The 14,170-nt window shown below is 41.0% G+C and carries 12 protein-coding genes; 9 read left to right on the top strand and 3 right to left on the bottom strand.

All coding sequences use genetic code 11. The features are described from left to right. Window positions 1-41 precede the first annotated feature (41 nt). Complete coding sequence (locus IJ00_RS15805) at window positions 42-1,127, top strand: glycosyltransferase family 4 protein (protein WP_035154506.1); 1,086 nt, start codon at window positions 42-44, stop codon at window positions 1,125-1,127. Window positions 1,128-1,375: 248 nt separating this feature from the next. Here IJ00_RS15805 and IJ00_RS15800 read toward each other — a convergent pair whose 3' ends face one another. Then, window positions 1,376-1,921, bottom strand: coding sequence for a hypothetical protein (locus tag IJ00_RS15800; RefSeq protein ID WP_035154505.1), 546 nt, complete (start codon window positions 1,919-1,921; stop codon window positions 1,376-1,378). Between the two features lie 341 nt (window positions 1,922-2,262). Between IJ00_RS15800 and IJ00_RS15795 the strand changes: the two genes are divergently transcribed. From IJ00_RS15795 to argH, 4 genes are all read left to right on the top strand, one after another. Further along, window positions 2,263-4,056 (top strand): ABC transporter substrate-binding protein, encoded by a 1,794-nt coding sequence (locus IJ00_RS15795; protein WP_035154504.1) that lies wholly within the window; start codon window positions 2,263-2,265, stop codon window positions 4,054-4,056. Between the two features lie 107 nt (window positions 4,057-4,163). Next, window positions 4,164-4,952 carry a nickel pincer cofactor biosynthesis protein LarB gene (gene larB, locus IJ00_RS15790; protein ID WP_035154502.1) on the top strand — a complete coding sequence of 263 codons (789 nt, stop codon included), beginning with the start codon at window positions 4,164-4,166 and terminating at the stop codon, window positions 4,950-4,952. A gap of 111 nt (window positions 4,953-5,063) precedes the next feature. Next, window positions 5,064-5,264 (top strand): hypothetical protein, encoded by a 201-nt coding sequence (locus IJ00_RS15785; protein WP_035159129.1) that lies wholly within the window; start codon window positions 5,064-5,066, stop codon window positions 5,262-5,264. 568 nt (window positions 5,265-5,832) lie between these two features. Continuing rightward, complete coding sequence (gene argH / locus IJ00_RS15780) at window positions 5,833-7,224, top strand: argininosuccinate lyase (protein WP_035154500.1); 1,392 nt, start codon at window positions 5,833-5,835, stop codon at window positions 7,222-7,224. Window positions 7,225-7,317: 93 nt separating this feature from the next. On the opposite strand, the gene IJ00_RS29105 is transcribed toward argH, so the two are convergent. After that, window positions 7,318-7,479, bottom strand: a complete 162-nt coding sequence (locus IJ00_RS29105; RefSeq protein ID WP_168163491.1) for a hypothetical protein — start codon at window positions 7,477-7,479, stop codon at window positions 7,318-7,320. A 681-nt stretch (window positions 7,480-8,160) separates the two neighbouring features. Here IJ00_RS29105 and IJ00_RS15775 point away from each other — a divergent pair. Then, window positions 8,161-8,637: an NUDIX hydrolase gene (locus IJ00_RS15775; protein WP_144416042.1), complete on the top strand. Its 477-nt coding sequence runs from the start codon at window positions 8,161-8,163 to the stop codon at window positions 8,635-8,637. Between the two features lie 87 nt (window positions 8,638-8,724). Then, window positions 8,725-9,537, top strand: coding sequence for an alpha/beta fold hydrolase (locus IJ00_RS15770; protein ID WP_035154495.1), 813 nt, complete (start codon window positions 8,725-8,727; stop codon window positions 9,535-9,537). Here IJ00_RS15770 and IJ00_RS15765 read toward each other — a convergent pair. After that, window positions 9,520-10,332, bottom strand: coding sequence for a pantothenate kinase (locus tag IJ00_RS15765; protein WP_035154494.1), 813 nt, complete (start codon window positions 10,330-10,332; stop codon window positions 9,520-9,522). The genes IJ00_RS15770 and IJ00_RS15765 overlap by 18 nt on opposite strands. A gap of 112 nt (window positions 10,333-10,444) precedes the next feature. On the opposite strand from IJ00_RS15765, the gene IJ00_RS15760 reads away from it, so the two are divergent. Both IJ00_RS15760 and IJ00_RS15755 read left to right on the top strand, forming a co-directional pair. Next, window positions 10,445-12,169, top strand: a complete 1,725-nt coding sequence (locus tag IJ00_RS15760) for a diflavin flavoprotein (RefSeq protein ID WP_035154492.1) — start codon at window positions 10,445-10,447, stop codon at window positions 12,167-12,169. 247 nt (window positions 12,170-12,416) lie between these two features. After that, complete coding sequence (locus IJ00_RS15755; RefSeq protein ID WP_035154490.1) at window positions 12,417-14,123, top strand: diflavin flavoprotein; 1,707 nt, start codon at window positions 12,417-12,419, stop codon at window positions 14,121-14,123. The last annotated feature ends 47 nt before the right edge of the window (window positions 14,124-14,170 follow it).

Genomic DNA, 14,170 nt, shown 5'->3' with positions numbered 1-14,170 from the left:
TGGGGAATACTGAAAAGTAAATCGATAGAATCATTTATTTTATGAAACTTTTAATTCAGCATCGTCATTACAGCCATGAGATTAGTGGTGTTCTCACCTATGTTCATGCTGTCATTCCAGAGTTGGAAAAAGCTAATATTCAAGTTCAAACAATCTCTACGAGACAGGATAATTTATGGCAATGGATTGCAGGTATTTTCTGGTCAGATATTGTCCACATGAATTCTAATGATTTAGGATTTGCTTTGTTATGTAAGTTATTTGGCAAAAAAATTATTATTAAATACCATTTTCCCTTATATTTTTGTACCCACAGCAAGTATGAGCCAAAGACATTTGGAGAAAGATTTAAACAAGAATTAAAAACAATCTATCCTCCAGCCAATTATCCTTGGAAGTGGAAGTTTTTTGCTTTGGTCAAGCTGGCTCGTTTATTAACTCGGATTGGGACGGCATTTTTAGCTGACTCTCATACAGCGTGTAGTAATTTTTTAGGAGAGTCCTGTTCTTTTCCTTGGTTAGTCAAAACTATTTATAATCCTATAGATATTTCCGAATATCAACAGCCCAAAAATCTAGAGCATCTATCTGAAGAGAAAAAGTTGATTTTTGTTGGGAGATTAGATGCTGACAAAGGTGTAGATATTTTATTAAAAGCGGTGAAACTTCTTAATGAAGAACAAAAAAAATTTCAATTAGTGATTATTGGAGATGGTCCCCAAGCCGGTGAGTTAAAACAACTGGCTCAAAGTTTAGAAATAAATGATTATGTGCAGTTTCTAGGTAAATTACCCCATACAGAAGTCCTAAATCATGTAAAAAATGCTTTGGCTTTAGTTGCTCCTTCTCGTTGGCAAGACCCAGCACCCTATACTGTTTTAGAAGCTAGTAGTGTACAAACCTGTACGATTGTTTCTCAGATGGGAGGATTACCAGAGGTGGGAGGACCCCATAGTTTATCTTTTAAAAATGGTGATATTAGAGAATTAGCAAATTGTTTGAAATTCTGTATCGAGTCTCCAGAGGAAACTTTAAAACGGGGTTGGTTATCTAGTCAATATGTGGCAGAAAAGTTTGCACCCCATATTGTTGCTAGGGAACTGATAGAGCTTTGTAATTGCGGCTAGTAAGCTGTAGCACATTTAATTTGTATATTAGAAACAGGCAAAACTACCCTCGAACGAAGTGAAGGGATGCCCGCACTAGAATAATTTGATATTCTCCATTTATACAATTTAGCTGCACATCAGCTTAGTTATCACTTTTAGTAGTTGATTTGATTCATCGTGGGGGTTCTGTCAAATTGGAATTCTGCTTATTCCCATGGCGATCGCCCCCAATTCATAGATTTTTGACTCAGATTTCTAGAAAATTATTAACTTTTGTCTTTATCTGTCTTTCCTTGAACATTGATACATTTGGGTATTAAATTTTCCATCATTGCCTCTCCCACTTGGGAAATCTCTTTATCTTTTCTCTGTAAAAGTTCATAAAGTGCTTGCCGCTTGTGATTTGTATCTACCTCCAACTCAACATTTCCCAAATTTACAATCAGATCAGTTTTCCAATCACTGAGAACAATCAGCACCTCTGCTGCGGCAATACATCTTTCATAGGGTTTTAGTATCGATACGACGATGGTCATAATCGTTAAAATGAGTCCCAAAACTCCTAAAATTGTCTTAGATATAATTAAGTCATTACTGACAATATAGGTAAAGAATGCAGAATAGACGGGAATTAAGAAAGAGAAAAAATAATTAGAGTTTCTAAAAAATTTATGATTATTTTTCGCTATTTCGAGATGATAATTATATCTATCAAAGGTTGCCAGTAGAAGTTGTACCAGGTATTTATCGGAAATATTGGCGGTAGTATCAATAATTAGTTCTCGTAAGCTTATATCAAAAATTTTCTTCATAGTAAGAATTCTCAAGATATATTGAAATAATGCCCCAAAATGAAAGAAAAACTATTAAAACTGACCTATTCACCATGAGATATCAAGATTTTGGTTCCCATTTGCAGTCCCTATTCAGGGATTATTTTGGTATGTAAGGTCTGACTATCTACAGGTTTGGTCGAAATAATAGCATGATGAGAAAGCAATTCTCCTGTCCTATTTTTCTCTATTGGCAAGATTTTTTATAGGGTTGAGAAAGTCTAGGATTATGCGGATAGGATGTGGGTGATACTGTGAGGTGAGAGTAAAATGATGAGCAATCTCACTGAGACTCAGTTTTATTCAGTTATTTACGTATAATGACGAAATTTTTCCGCATCTTCCCGACAATTTGGCGTTTTCGCTTACCAGTAGTTCTGGCAATGATTACAGCATTGGTAATTACAGCTTGTAATCCGGCGAAATTTAAGACTGTGGCAGCTCAAGTACCTCAGATGGTGGTTGCTTCTTTAGGGGAACCTTCCACCTTTAACCCTGCGTTGAATGAGTCTGCGTACAGCGTCTTTGGTTTTCTCTATGATTCTTTAATTTCCACCAATCCTCTGACAACTAAGCTGGAACCGAGTTTAGCCGAATCTTGGAAAGTCTCAGACAATGGACAGCGCATCGTAATTAATTTACGCGAGGGTTTGAAGTGGTCAGATGGTAAACCTTTGACTGCTGATGATGTGGTATTTACTTACAATGAAATTTACCTGAACCCTAAAGTTCCTACTCCTACAAAAGATGCTCTCAAGGTCGGGGAAAGTGGACAACTGCCGAAGGTAAAAAAAATCAGCGATCGCCAGGTAGAATTCACCGTACCCGAACCCTTTGCACCTTTTTTGCAGTTGGTAGGTGGGATTGAAATTTTACCTGCTCACATTCTTCAGGAATCTGTCCGTACCCAGGATGCTAAGGGTAATCTGAAATTTTTAACCATGTGGACAACGGGAACTAATCCCCAGGACATTGTGGGAAATGGTCCCTACGTCATGGAAAGTTATATTCCTAGTCAAAGGGTAATTCTCAAGCGAAACCCCTACTATTGGCGTAAAGACGCTCAAGGTAAACCCCAACCCTATATTGAGCGGATTATTTACCAAATTATTGAATCTACCGATAACCAGTTAATTAGTTTTCGGACAGGGAAGTTAGATAGTTTAGAGGTTCCACCAGAAGGGTTTAGTTTACTCAAGAAAGAAGAGAAGCGATCGCGCTTCCAAATTTATAATGGTGGTCCTGATACGGGTACTACTTTTATTGCTTTTAACCTCAATCAAGCCAAAAATCCCAAAGGTGAACATTTTGTCGATCCGATAAAATCCCGTTGGTTTAATAAAAAGGAATTTCGTCAAGCTGTAGCTTATGCTATTGACCGCGAAACTATGAAAACTAACGCTTTTCGCGGACTGGGTGAGTTGCAAAATTCCTTTGTCTATGTGAAAAGTCCCTATTTTCTTCCCCCAGAAAAAGGCTTGAAAGTCTATAATTACGACCCAGAAAAAGCCAAGAAATTACTTTTAGGGGCAGGGTTTAAATATAACGAAAAAAACCAGCTTCTAGATGAGGATGGCAACCGTGTACGCTTTACCTTGCTGACGAATGCAGAACGCAAAGCGCGGGGTGATATGGCAGCGCAAATCCGCCAAGATTTAGGAAAATTGGGAATGCAGGTAGATTTACAAATTCTCAGTTTTAATGCCTACTTGGAAAAGCTGAAAATCTCGCAAAATTGGGATTGCTATATCGGTGGGTTTGCTGGTGGTGGGATTGAACCCCATGGTGCGAGTAATATCTGGAGAATTAATGGTGCTTCCCATGCATTTAATTTAGGTCCCCAACCTGGTGATCCACCGATGATTGGTTGGAAAGTTGCCGACTGGGAAAAACAAATTGATCAACTGTATGTCAAGGGTGCCCTGGAAGTAGACGAAAATAAACGCAAGGAATATTACTACGAGTACCAACGTATTGCTTCCGAGCAACTACCCTTTATTCACTTGGTAGAAAGATTAGATTTACAAGCAGTGCGCGATCGCTTTACCGGAATTAAGTATACTGCCCTGGGTGGTCCCTTCTGGAATCTCTACGAATTGAAGATTTCTCAATAGGTAATGGGGGGTATGGATGATGGTGTTTTTCTATTACCTGTCTCCTATTCCCCATTCTCGGTACAGAACATGATAATAAATGTGATGACCTATGATATTTTTCACCCATGACCGATGAGAAAAATCTGCGATCGCTCTTAGATGCAGTTGCTGATGGCAAAATGACTCCAGATATTGCCCTGTCAGAACTCAAGCATTTTGCCTATGAACCTGTGGGGGAATTTGCCAAAATAGATCATCATCGTGCTTTACGTACTGGTTTCCCGGAGGTAATTTGGGGACAGGGAAAAACCCCAGAACAAATTGCTCAGATTATGCAGGTGATGCGTCAGCGTAATTCCGTAGTCATGGCTACACGCATTGAACCTCAAGTTTATAGTCAATTACAGCCGAAAGTTCGGGGTTTGCAGTATTACGAAATGGCTCGGATTTGTGCCCTTGTACCTTCAGAAATTCCCCTGAGACAGACTGGTATTATTGGTATCTTAACTGCGGGAACTGCGGATTTACCTGTAGCTGAAGAAGCTGCCATCACTGCCGAACTTTGTGGTTTCGAGGTGCAGCGTCTGTGGGATGTGGGGGTAGCAGGAATCCACCGTTTATTGAATAATCGTCATGTAATTACATCTGCCTCGGTGCTGATTGTGGTGGCAGGAATGGAGGGAGCTTTACCAAGTGTGGTAGCGGGTTTGGCTGATTGTCCAGTGATTGCCGTACCAACGAGTGTCGGTTATGGTGCGAGTTTTGGGGGTTTAGCTCCCCTGTTAACTATGCTGAATTCCTGTGCTGTGGGTGTGGGTGTGGTGAATATTGACAATGGTTTTGGAGCGGCAATGTTAGCAGGGCAGATTTTACGAACAGCAGCAAAATTGCGGATGGCATCCTTTGATACTTGAGGCTATCACGGAGATGTCATATTGTATTCAAATCATTAATTCCCTATGAAACGTTGGTTTATCCTGGCTGCATTTGCTGTTAGCTTTGTCTTAACTATTCTAATTTCCGCGATCGCCACCCACGCGGCTGCTGTCGATGTATCCCATGTTACTACCCATGGAACCCTACTAGCCCAAAATATTACTGACCCAAATATAATTGGTCAAATGCAAAAAGCCTGGGCAAATTTTATTAAGACTGGTCAGGTTTGGGCATTATTAATTGGTTTAGGATTAGGTTACTTAGTAAGAAATCTTACCAGCTACGGCTAAAACCAGGCAAGATAATTTCCTCTCAGTCGATATACGACGCATTGGTGGCAAATTAAGGGTTTTTAACTGTGATTTAAAATCTGGACAAAAATATCCCAAGCTGACTGATTGTCTATTTCTGTGATCAATTCATTAGCAACAGTTCTCAACCGTTCTTGTCAACCAGGAGCGGTTTTAAGTTTTTCTCTAACATCTGGTAAAACTTCAAGTAGCGAAAGCACAATCAAATGAAGTTTAGAGGCAAATTAAATAACTAAACAGCAAACGTAATATAAAATCAGTTGCTTAAAATTAACCCAAGTTTTACGCGAACCAGGGAGTGTAGAAAACAATACACTGTTTTTTCTCTGGATTATTATAGTATATTATTTGACTTACAAATTTTCATAAAAGTATAGTCTAGCAAGAGCTTTGCAAAGTCAATCTCCAAACTTGCCAGAGGCAATCTTTTTAAAATTGGGCGAAATAGAAGTACAAAGGTAAAAGGAAAAAGGTATTACTTCGGTGTTTACTCCCCGTACCTGATTCCTGACTTGACTTTGTTATTTCCAAATTTCCCGACTTTTGTATGACACAGCAGCAGCAACAAACTTGGAGCCAGCGTTTTGAGACATCCCTACATCCGGCGATCGCCGTTTTTAATGCGAGTATTCCTTTTGACATTCAATTAATTGAGTATGACTTGACTGGTTCCCAAGCCCATGCTCGGATGCTGGCAAAATGTGGCATCATATCCTCCCAAGAGGGAGAAAAATTAGTTACAGCACTAGAACAAATTCGCCAAGAATACCGCCAAGGTGAATTTAATCCTGGTATTGACGCAGAAGATGTACATTTTGCCGTTGAACACCGTCTAGTCGAAATTATTGGGGATATAGGTAAAAAACTTCACACTGCTCGTTCCCGTAATGACCAAGTGGGAACAGATACAAGACTCTATTTACGCGACCAAATCCAACAAATTCGTCAACAATTGCGGGAATTTCAGCAGGTTTTACTCAAGATTGCTGAGAATAATTTAGAAACTTTTATACCTGGTTACACTCACCTACAGCGTGCCCAACCTGTGAGTTTAGCCCATCACCTCCTAGCATATCTGGAAATGACCCAGCGTGATTGGGAACGCTTAGGAGATGTTCTCAAACGGGTGAATATTTCCCCCCTCGGTTGTGGTGCATTAGCAGGAACAACTTTCCCTATTGATAGACACTACACAGCAGAGCTTTTAGGGTTTGCAGATGTCTATAAAAATAGTTTGGATGGAGTCAGCGATCGCGATTTTGCCATCGAATTTCTTGGTGCTGCTAGCCTAATCATGGTACATCTGAGTCGCCTGTCTGAAGAAATTATTTTTTGGGCATCCCAAGAATTTAGTTTTGTCACACTCAAAGATAGTTGTGCTACAGGTTCTAGTATTATGCCCCAAAAGAAAAATCCGGATGTTCCGGAGTTGGTAAGGGGCAAAACTGGGCGAGTATTCGGACATCTTCAGGCAATGCTAGTCATCATGAAAGGCTTACCCCTGGCATATAATAAAGACCTTCAGGAAGATAAGGAAGGTTTATTTGATGCTGTCAATACTGTCAAATCTTGTTTACAAGCAATGACAATTCTGATGGCAGAGGGTTTAGAATTTTCTACCCAGCGTTTAAATTCTGCTGTAGATGAAGATTATTCCAATGCAACAGATGTTGCTGATTATCTGGCAGCTAAGGGTGTTCCCTTCCGCGAAGCTTATAATCTAGTGGGAAAAGTTGTCCGTACCTGTCTTGCTGGTGGCAAACTCCTCAAGGATTTGACTCTAGAAGAGTGGCGAGAATTACATCCTGCTTTTGATGAGGATATCTACCAAGCAATCTCACCAAAACAAGTGGTAGCTGCTCGCAATAGCTTTGGGGGTACAGGTTTTACCCAAGTCAAGCAGGCAATTTTAGCCGCTCATTCTATAGTTAACAGTTAATCGTTAAAATAAAAAATCATGGGCGCATATCTTTTACAGATAAGCGCCCTTGCAAACATAAACATAAAAGTGAATACTTTAGGGAGAGGCTAACTATTCAGCGTCCATTGCTGCTGCGCCTTCATCCTCTTCACTCTTCGGTCTTTGTTGGAATCTTCTTTGGAATCGTCCTGTAGTTGTCCGTTTACGAAACTTTCGGGCATACGCCTGGTTCCGTAGCGCCTTTTCTTTTTTCGGGTTGCGGCGCTTTGCCATGTTCACCTCATGAATAAACAACAATAACTGCACTTAGGCGTAACATTATGCTGTATCAGCTATCAATGTTTTGATATAGTTTTAGCCTAGTTCAGGTAAGAATATATTTTCACCAGCTATCAATTATAGCTCAATCATTTAGTCTTTGTCAACTCCTAAGGTAATAGCTGTCCAAGTATTGAGTTAGTCGGTTGCTAAAACGCTGATTTTGGGAAAAATTTGGTGTTCAGACCAGTTCTTAGGGAAAAAGCTGGGGCAGGTATAATTTTTTTCATTGTGATGGGAGGGCAGAGTAGGATTTGGTCGGTTGGTATATACCGAGACAAGAATCTGGCGAAAAAGTACATTAAATACACTGAAATTTCGTGACCATAGATATCTGATGAAAAGCCACAGAAGTTTCTCGAACATCACAAAACCCTGTTTTAAGAATCTGCTAGCCACTTAATTTACAACTTCAGTTAAGATAAAATATACCTATGCTGTTGCAAGGATATATCAATAAAATGATAGAAGGTTGATATATTTGCCGCTAGTCGTTAGAATAATACCCGAAACCGCAAGTCATAAATATGACACAAAATCACAATAGCTAAATGGTTGAGCAGATATTTGCGGTAAACAAACTTAAATTTATTAGTAAATATTATAGATATTGGTAGTTTGAAAATTCTAGCTTCTATGGGCGCAGTCCTGCAAACCACAAGGGGTTTATGGCGTTTTGGACAAACAGTATTGGGAATTATCTTTCGTCACCCCATTACTGGTACAAGTATTATTCCTATATTACCGGATGGTCGTATTGTCTTGATTCGTCGCCGTGATAATGGTCTTTGGTCGTTACCGGGGGGAATGGTAGACTGGGGTGAAGATGTACCGACAGCCATTGGTCGAGAGTTACAGGAAGAAACAGGATTGGAGTTAGTTAAGATTAAGCGTTTAGTGGGGGTATATTCTGCACCAGACCGTGACCCAAGGATACATTCGATTTGTATTGTGGCAGAAGCTGACGTGAAAGGAGTGATGACAGTTCAGGATGAGTTAGAGGTTGTGGAAATTAAAGCTTTTACCCTTGACTCTCTACCACAGGAAGAAATGTCTCATGATCATAATCGTCAAATAAAAGATTACTTGCAAGGGTTAACAACACTGGCATAATTACTATGTCGGATTTGGACTTTGGGATTAGCGATAATTTACCGAGGTCTGAAATTTCAGTGATTTTAGGTTAACTTTTAAACTAAAATGCAAAGTTTATTCCGTAATTCCCGGAGAAAGCTTTCTCAAGGAATGGTATTTTGGCGTGAGGTGGGTGCAGGTACTCCTGTGATTTTTCTACATGGCGCTTGGTATGATAGTAGCCAGTGGGTGGGGGTGATGGAGTCCTTAGGACGAAGTTGTCATTGTTTTGCACCTGATTTGTTAGGTTGTGGAGAGTCAGATATTCCGGAAATTCATTATTCTATTAACTTAGAAGCTGAGTTTTTGGCAGAATTTTTGGATGCATTAAAGCTGGAGAGAGTTTATTTAGTTGGTGACTCTATTGGTGCTTGGATTGCTGCAAGTTATGCTTTAAAGTATCCCCAGCAGGTTGCAGGTTTGGTGTTGATATCACCAGAAGGTGTAGAAATCGATAATTTCGATAGATACTGTAAGAAAATGCAATCCTTGGCAAAGCGTCCGGAGTGGATTTTAGAATTATTAAAATTCCTACGTCCTTTAACTAAAATGTTTGGTTGGGATGGCAAAGTAGAGCAGGATTTACAACAACAAAGATTACTTTTACAAAATCCGACAAGTACGGAGTTACTTTATTTACGGCAACTGCCAGAAATTAAAGCGGAACTGTTACAAAATCAATTATCGTTACTAACAATACCGACTTTAGTCATCCAAGCTGGCAAGGATTCTCCCGAATCTTTAAGTCGTAGTAATCTGTATGCTAGTTTGATTCCTCAAGCTCAGATGAAAACTATTGCCCATGGTGGAAATAATTTACCGGGGAATTGTGCAAATGTAGTTGCAACAGATATTAAGGATTTACTCTTTGGGGGTTGAGGAGATGTAATTATCTTCTAAAAATGCCATTCCCCAAAAAATTAAATCTTTTTCGACTTTCACATGCAGGGCTATTTCTGGATACAGGGATTGGAGATAATGGTAGATGCGGGTGCGATCGCCACCCGTAATTATTACCTGACTATTGGGGAAATCTTGCCACCATGAAGTAATAAACTCTTTAATTCCTGCTAGCACTGTATAGATTACCCCACTATACATAGCAGAGTGGGTATCCCTGGCATAGCGTAATGGTAAAGACGGTAAACTATTGATTTCTAGTTGTGGTAATTGTCCAGTATGGTTTGTCAGGGTAGATAATTGTAAACCTAAGCCTGGTAATATTGCCCCTCCTTGAAAGTTCATATGATTATCCACACCTGTAAATGTTAGTGCTGTACCAGTGTCAATTACTAATACAGGCAAGTTGTAAACTTTATTTGCTCCATAGATTGCTAGTGCCCGATCTATGCCTAAGGTGGGGTACACATCCTGAATCGGAATTTGATTTAGGGTAATCAAGTTGACATTTGGAAATTTTTCCCAGAGAGCAGTTTGCTGAGGTACTACCGAAGCAAGGATTATGGGAAGTGAAAATTGAGAAGTTGCGAAAATATCTGATAAATGTGCAGGGAAATTGGGGATGGAGACTCTGCCAGAAGTAATTTGCTGTATAACAGACTCAGGTAAATATTCTGTATCCCAAGAAAATATGACAGCTTGTGCTTGAAATAATCCCCAGTGGAGACGGGAATTTCCAATCATCAAGCCAATTCGATAGAAACCATTGTTCATCAGGGTTTTAAGTTTTTTAACTGAGTCATAGGATTTTTAATAATTATTTACAATAATCCCATGCCACAATAAAGCCAGAGGCAAAAATACTCATTTGTTTAGGAGGGGAGTCATGGTAGCGCTCACCGCAGGAACGACAAAAAGGCTAACCATAGAGACTGTGGAGATTGCCGAGAATACAACCGCAGTGCGATCGCTCGATTGGGATCGCGATCGCTTTGATATTGAATTTGGTTTACAGAATGGGACAACCTACAACTCCTTTATCATCAAAGGTGACAAGCAAGCGTTGGTTGATACCTCCCACGAAAAGTTTCGTCAGCTATATTTAGATACCCTTAAAGGTTTAATTAATCCTACGGATATAGACTACTTAATTATTAGTCATACCGAACCTGACCATAGTGGCTTAGTTAAGGATATGCTGCAACTAGCCCCAGATGTTACCGTGGTGGGTTCTAAGGTAGCAATTCAATTCCTGGAAAATTTAGTTCATCAACCTTTCAAACGGCAAATTGTCAAAAACGGTGACAAGCTAGATTTAGGACAGGGACACGAATTAGAATTTGTGATTGCTCCTAATTTACATTGGCCCGACACCATCTTTACCTTTGACCACAAGACACAAATCCTCTACACTTGTGATGCTTTTGGGTTGCATTATTGCTCAGACGCTACTTTTGATGAAGATATTAATGCGATCGCCGCCGATTTTGAATATTACTATGAATGTTTAATGGCTCCCAATGCGCGGTCAGTTTTATCTGCCCTCAAACGTATGGGAGAATTAGGCAAAATTGCGATGATCGCTACTGGTCATGGTCCCTTACTTTCCCATCATGTGGAAGAATTGACGGGACGTTATCGTCATTGGAGTCAAAGCCAAACAAAGGCAGAAACTAGCGTAGGAATATTTTACACCTCTGCTTATGGTTATGGCGATCGCCTTGCCCAAGCAGTAGCGAACGGTATCAATAAAACGGGTGTTGCCGTAGAATTAGTAGACTTGCGAGCAGCAACAGATTTAGCCGAATTACGAGAACTAGTTGCACGCTGTGCAGGTATTGTGGTGGGAATGCCCCCAGCCCAAGTTGATGCTACCATCCAAGCGGCGGTGAGTACTATCCTGGGAGCCATCCACGAAAAACAAGCTGTGGGTTTATTTGAGTCTGGTGGTGGTGACGACGAACCCATTTACCCCCTGCAAAATAAATTCCGAGATTTAGGTTTAATTCCTGCTTTCCCTCCCATTCAAATCAAAGAAACACCCACTGACAACACCTATAAGTTATGTGAAGAAGCAGGAACGGACTTAGGACAGTTCCTCACCCGTGATAAAAGTATTAAAGCCATGAAATCCTTGAGTGCCGATTTAGATAAGGCGCTAGGAAGACTGAGTGGTGGTTTATACATTATCACAGCCAAAAAAGGTGATATTCAGAGTGCGATGTTGGCTTCCTGGGTATCCCAAGTCAGCTTCAAACCCCTAGGTGTTTCCATTGCTGTAGCTAAAGATCGGGCGATCGAATCCCTGATGCAAGTAGGTGACAAATTTGTCCTGAATGTTCTAGAGGAAGGGAATTATCAAAACCTGATGAAACATTTTCTCAAGCGTTTTGCTCCCGGTGCGAATCGTTTTGAAGGTGTCAGAACCCAACCGGCTCAAGATGGTACACCAATTCTGACAGATGCTTTAGCCTATATGGAATGTGAAGTATCTAGTCGGATGGATTGTGGTGACCACTGGGTAGTTTACAGCACAGTTGAATCTGGTAAAGTCAGCAAAACCGAATCTTTGACGGCGGTACACCATCGCAAAGTTGGTAATCACTATTAATTAGACAATGGGGAACAGGTGACATTTCACAGAAACACCTTCCCCCTATTCCCTCCTAACAAATTTATTCCCCCTACCCCATAACATCCTCAACACCAAGACAATAGAGGTAGCATTTTCTAGGCAAAACATCAACAAATCATCAAATACTGATATCAAAAGGGTTTCAACACTGTCACCTATTTACTGATATACAACAAATATTTTCCCCTTCCCTGGAATACCCTTACCCTGACAAGATGACAACATGACAATAATTAAACCCCGTGACGTTCAAATCTTCCCTGTTGCTACAGATACCTGGGTTTTCCGTTCCCGTAGTTGGGCAAGATTACGCTTTGAAATTGAATATGGTTTGGCAAAGGGAACAACAGCAAATTCCTATTTAATTCAAGGTGATAAAATAGCCCTGATTGACCCCCCAGGGGAAACTTTTACACAAATTTACTTAGAAAAATTGCAACAAAGAATCGATGTTAAAACCGTCGATTATGTAATTCTGGGTCATAGTAATCCCAACCGTGCTGGCACCCTCAAAGCCCTGTTAGAAATTGCCCCCCAAATCACCTTTGTTTGTTCCAACCCTGGGGCAATAAATCTGCGGGGAGCCATGGAAAACCCAGATTTGCCTATTTTGGTCAAACGGGGGGAAGAAACCCTGGATTTAGGCAAAGGACATCATTTAGAATTCATTCCCACCCCCAATCCTCGCTATCCTGACCATCTCTGTACCTACGACCCAGAGACAGAAATTTTATACACTGATAAGATATTTGGGGCACATATTTGCGGCGATCAGGTGTTTGATGAGGGTTGGCAGAGTTTCCTAGAAGACCGTCGCTATTATTTTGAATGTTTGATGGCTCCCCATGCCAGACAGGTGGAGACTGCTTTAGAAAAGCTTTCTGAGCATAAGGTGAGGATGTATGCACCTAACCACGGTCCCCTAGTACGCTATGGCATCCTAGAGATGACCACAGCCTATCGGGAATGGAGTCAACAGCAGACTTCTCAAGAGACAACAGTGGCATTAATTTATGCTTCTGCCTACGGAAATACCGCAACAGTTGCCCAGGCGATCGCCCATGGAATTACCAAAGCTGGGGTGAGTGTCGAATCAATTAACTGCGAAATTGCAGACCCGGCGGAAATTCAAGCCGCAGTCGAAAAAGCTAGTGGTTTTGTCATTGGCTCTCCCACCCTTGGTGGACACGCCCCCACACCCATCCAAACAGCCCTAGGTATTCTCCTGTCTAGTGCCTCTAAAAACAAGCTAGCTGGGGTGTTTGGTTCCTACGGCTGGAGCGGAGAAGCTATTGATTTACTGGAAGGCAAACTCAAGGATGCAGGTTATCGATTTGGCTTTGACACTATCCGTGTGAAATTTAAGCCCGATGATACAGTTTTGCAACTCTGTGAAGAAGCAGGTACAGATTTTGCCCAGGCTTTGAAACGCACGAAAAAAGTTCGTACCGCCAGTCAACCCGCATCCAGCGTCGAGCAAGCAGTGGGACGAATTATCGGTTCTCTCTCCGTCGTCACCGCCAAACAAGGTGGAGTTTCCAGTGCGATGTTGGCTTCCTGGGTTTCCCAAGCTAGCTTTAACCCTCCGGGTTTAACTATTGCCGTTGCCAAGGAAAGAGCGATGGAACCCTTGATGCACTCCGGTAATAAATTTGTCTTAAATATCTTGGCTGAGGGGAAACAACTACGGAAACATTTTCTCAAGCCCTTTGCTCCAGGGGAAGATAGATTCGCTGGTGTGGAAACGCAAGAATCAAGTAACGGTTGCCCCATTCTCACTGATGCTCTAGCATACTTAGAATGCTCAGTAAATCATCGGATGGAAGTTGGCGATCATTGGTTAGTGTATGCCACCGTGGACAGTGGTAATGTTTTGAATCCAGAAGCTGTAACTGCCGTCCATTACCGCAAATCAGGGAACCATTATTAGGGAACGTGAAAACAAAGGGTAGGCATCTGTGCCTACCCCATAATCTG

This window comes from Calothrix sp. 336/3, assembly GCF_000734895.2.
In the GTDB taxonomy this organism is placed as follows: domain Bacteria; phylum Cyanobacteriota; class Cyanobacteriia; order Cyanobacteriales; family Nostocaceae; genus 336-3.
The sequence above is the reverse complement of the archived record's forward strand: the minus strand, read 5'-3'. Positions and strand labels throughout refer to the sequence as shown.

Bases quoted from the DNA above. Each gene is read 5' to 3' on its own strand.
- IJ00_RS15760 (WP_035154492.1), top strand. From the start codon at position 10,445: ATGGTAGCGCTCACCGCAGGAACGACAAAAAGGCTAACCATAGAGACT.
- IJ00_RS15775 (WP_144416042.1), top strand. From the start codon at position 8,161: ATGGGCGCAGTCCTGCAAACCACAAGGGGTTTATGGCGTTTTGGACAA.
- argH (WP_035154500.1), top strand. From the start codon at position 5,833: ATGACACAGCAGCAGCAACAAACTTGGAGCCAGCGTTTTGAGACATCC.
- larB (WP_035154502.1), top strand. From the start codon at position 4,164: ATGACCGATGAGAAAAATCTGCGATCGCTCTTAGATGCAGTTGCTGAT.
- IJ00_RS15765 (WP_035154494.1), bottom strand. From the start codon at position 10,332: ATGAACAATGGTTTCTATCGAATTGGCTTGATGATTGGAAATTCCCGT.
- IJ00_RS15770 (WP_035154495.1), top strand. From the start codon at position 8,725: ATGCAAAGTTTATTCCGTAATTCCCGGAGAAAGCTTTCTCAAGGAATG.
- IJ00_RS15800 (WP_035154505.1), bottom strand. From the start codon at position 1,921: ATGAAGAAAATTTTTGATATAAGCTTACGAGAACTAATTATTGATACT.
- IJ00_RS15795 (WP_035154504.1), top strand. From the start codon at position 2,263: ATGACGAAATTTTTCCGCATCTTCCCGACAATTTGGCGTTTTCGCTTA.
- IJ00_RS29105 (WP_168163491.1), bottom strand. From the start codon at position 7,479: ATGGCAAAGCGCCGCAACCCGAAAAAAGAAAAGGCGCTACGGAACCAG.
- IJ00_RS15755 (WP_035154490.1), top strand. From the start codon at position 12,417: ATGACAATAATTAAACCCCGTGACGTTCAAATCTTCCCTGTTGCTACA.
- IJ00_RS15805 (WP_035154506.1), top strand. From the start codon at position 42: ATGAAACTTTTAATTCAGCATCGTCATTACAGCCATGAGATTAGTGGT.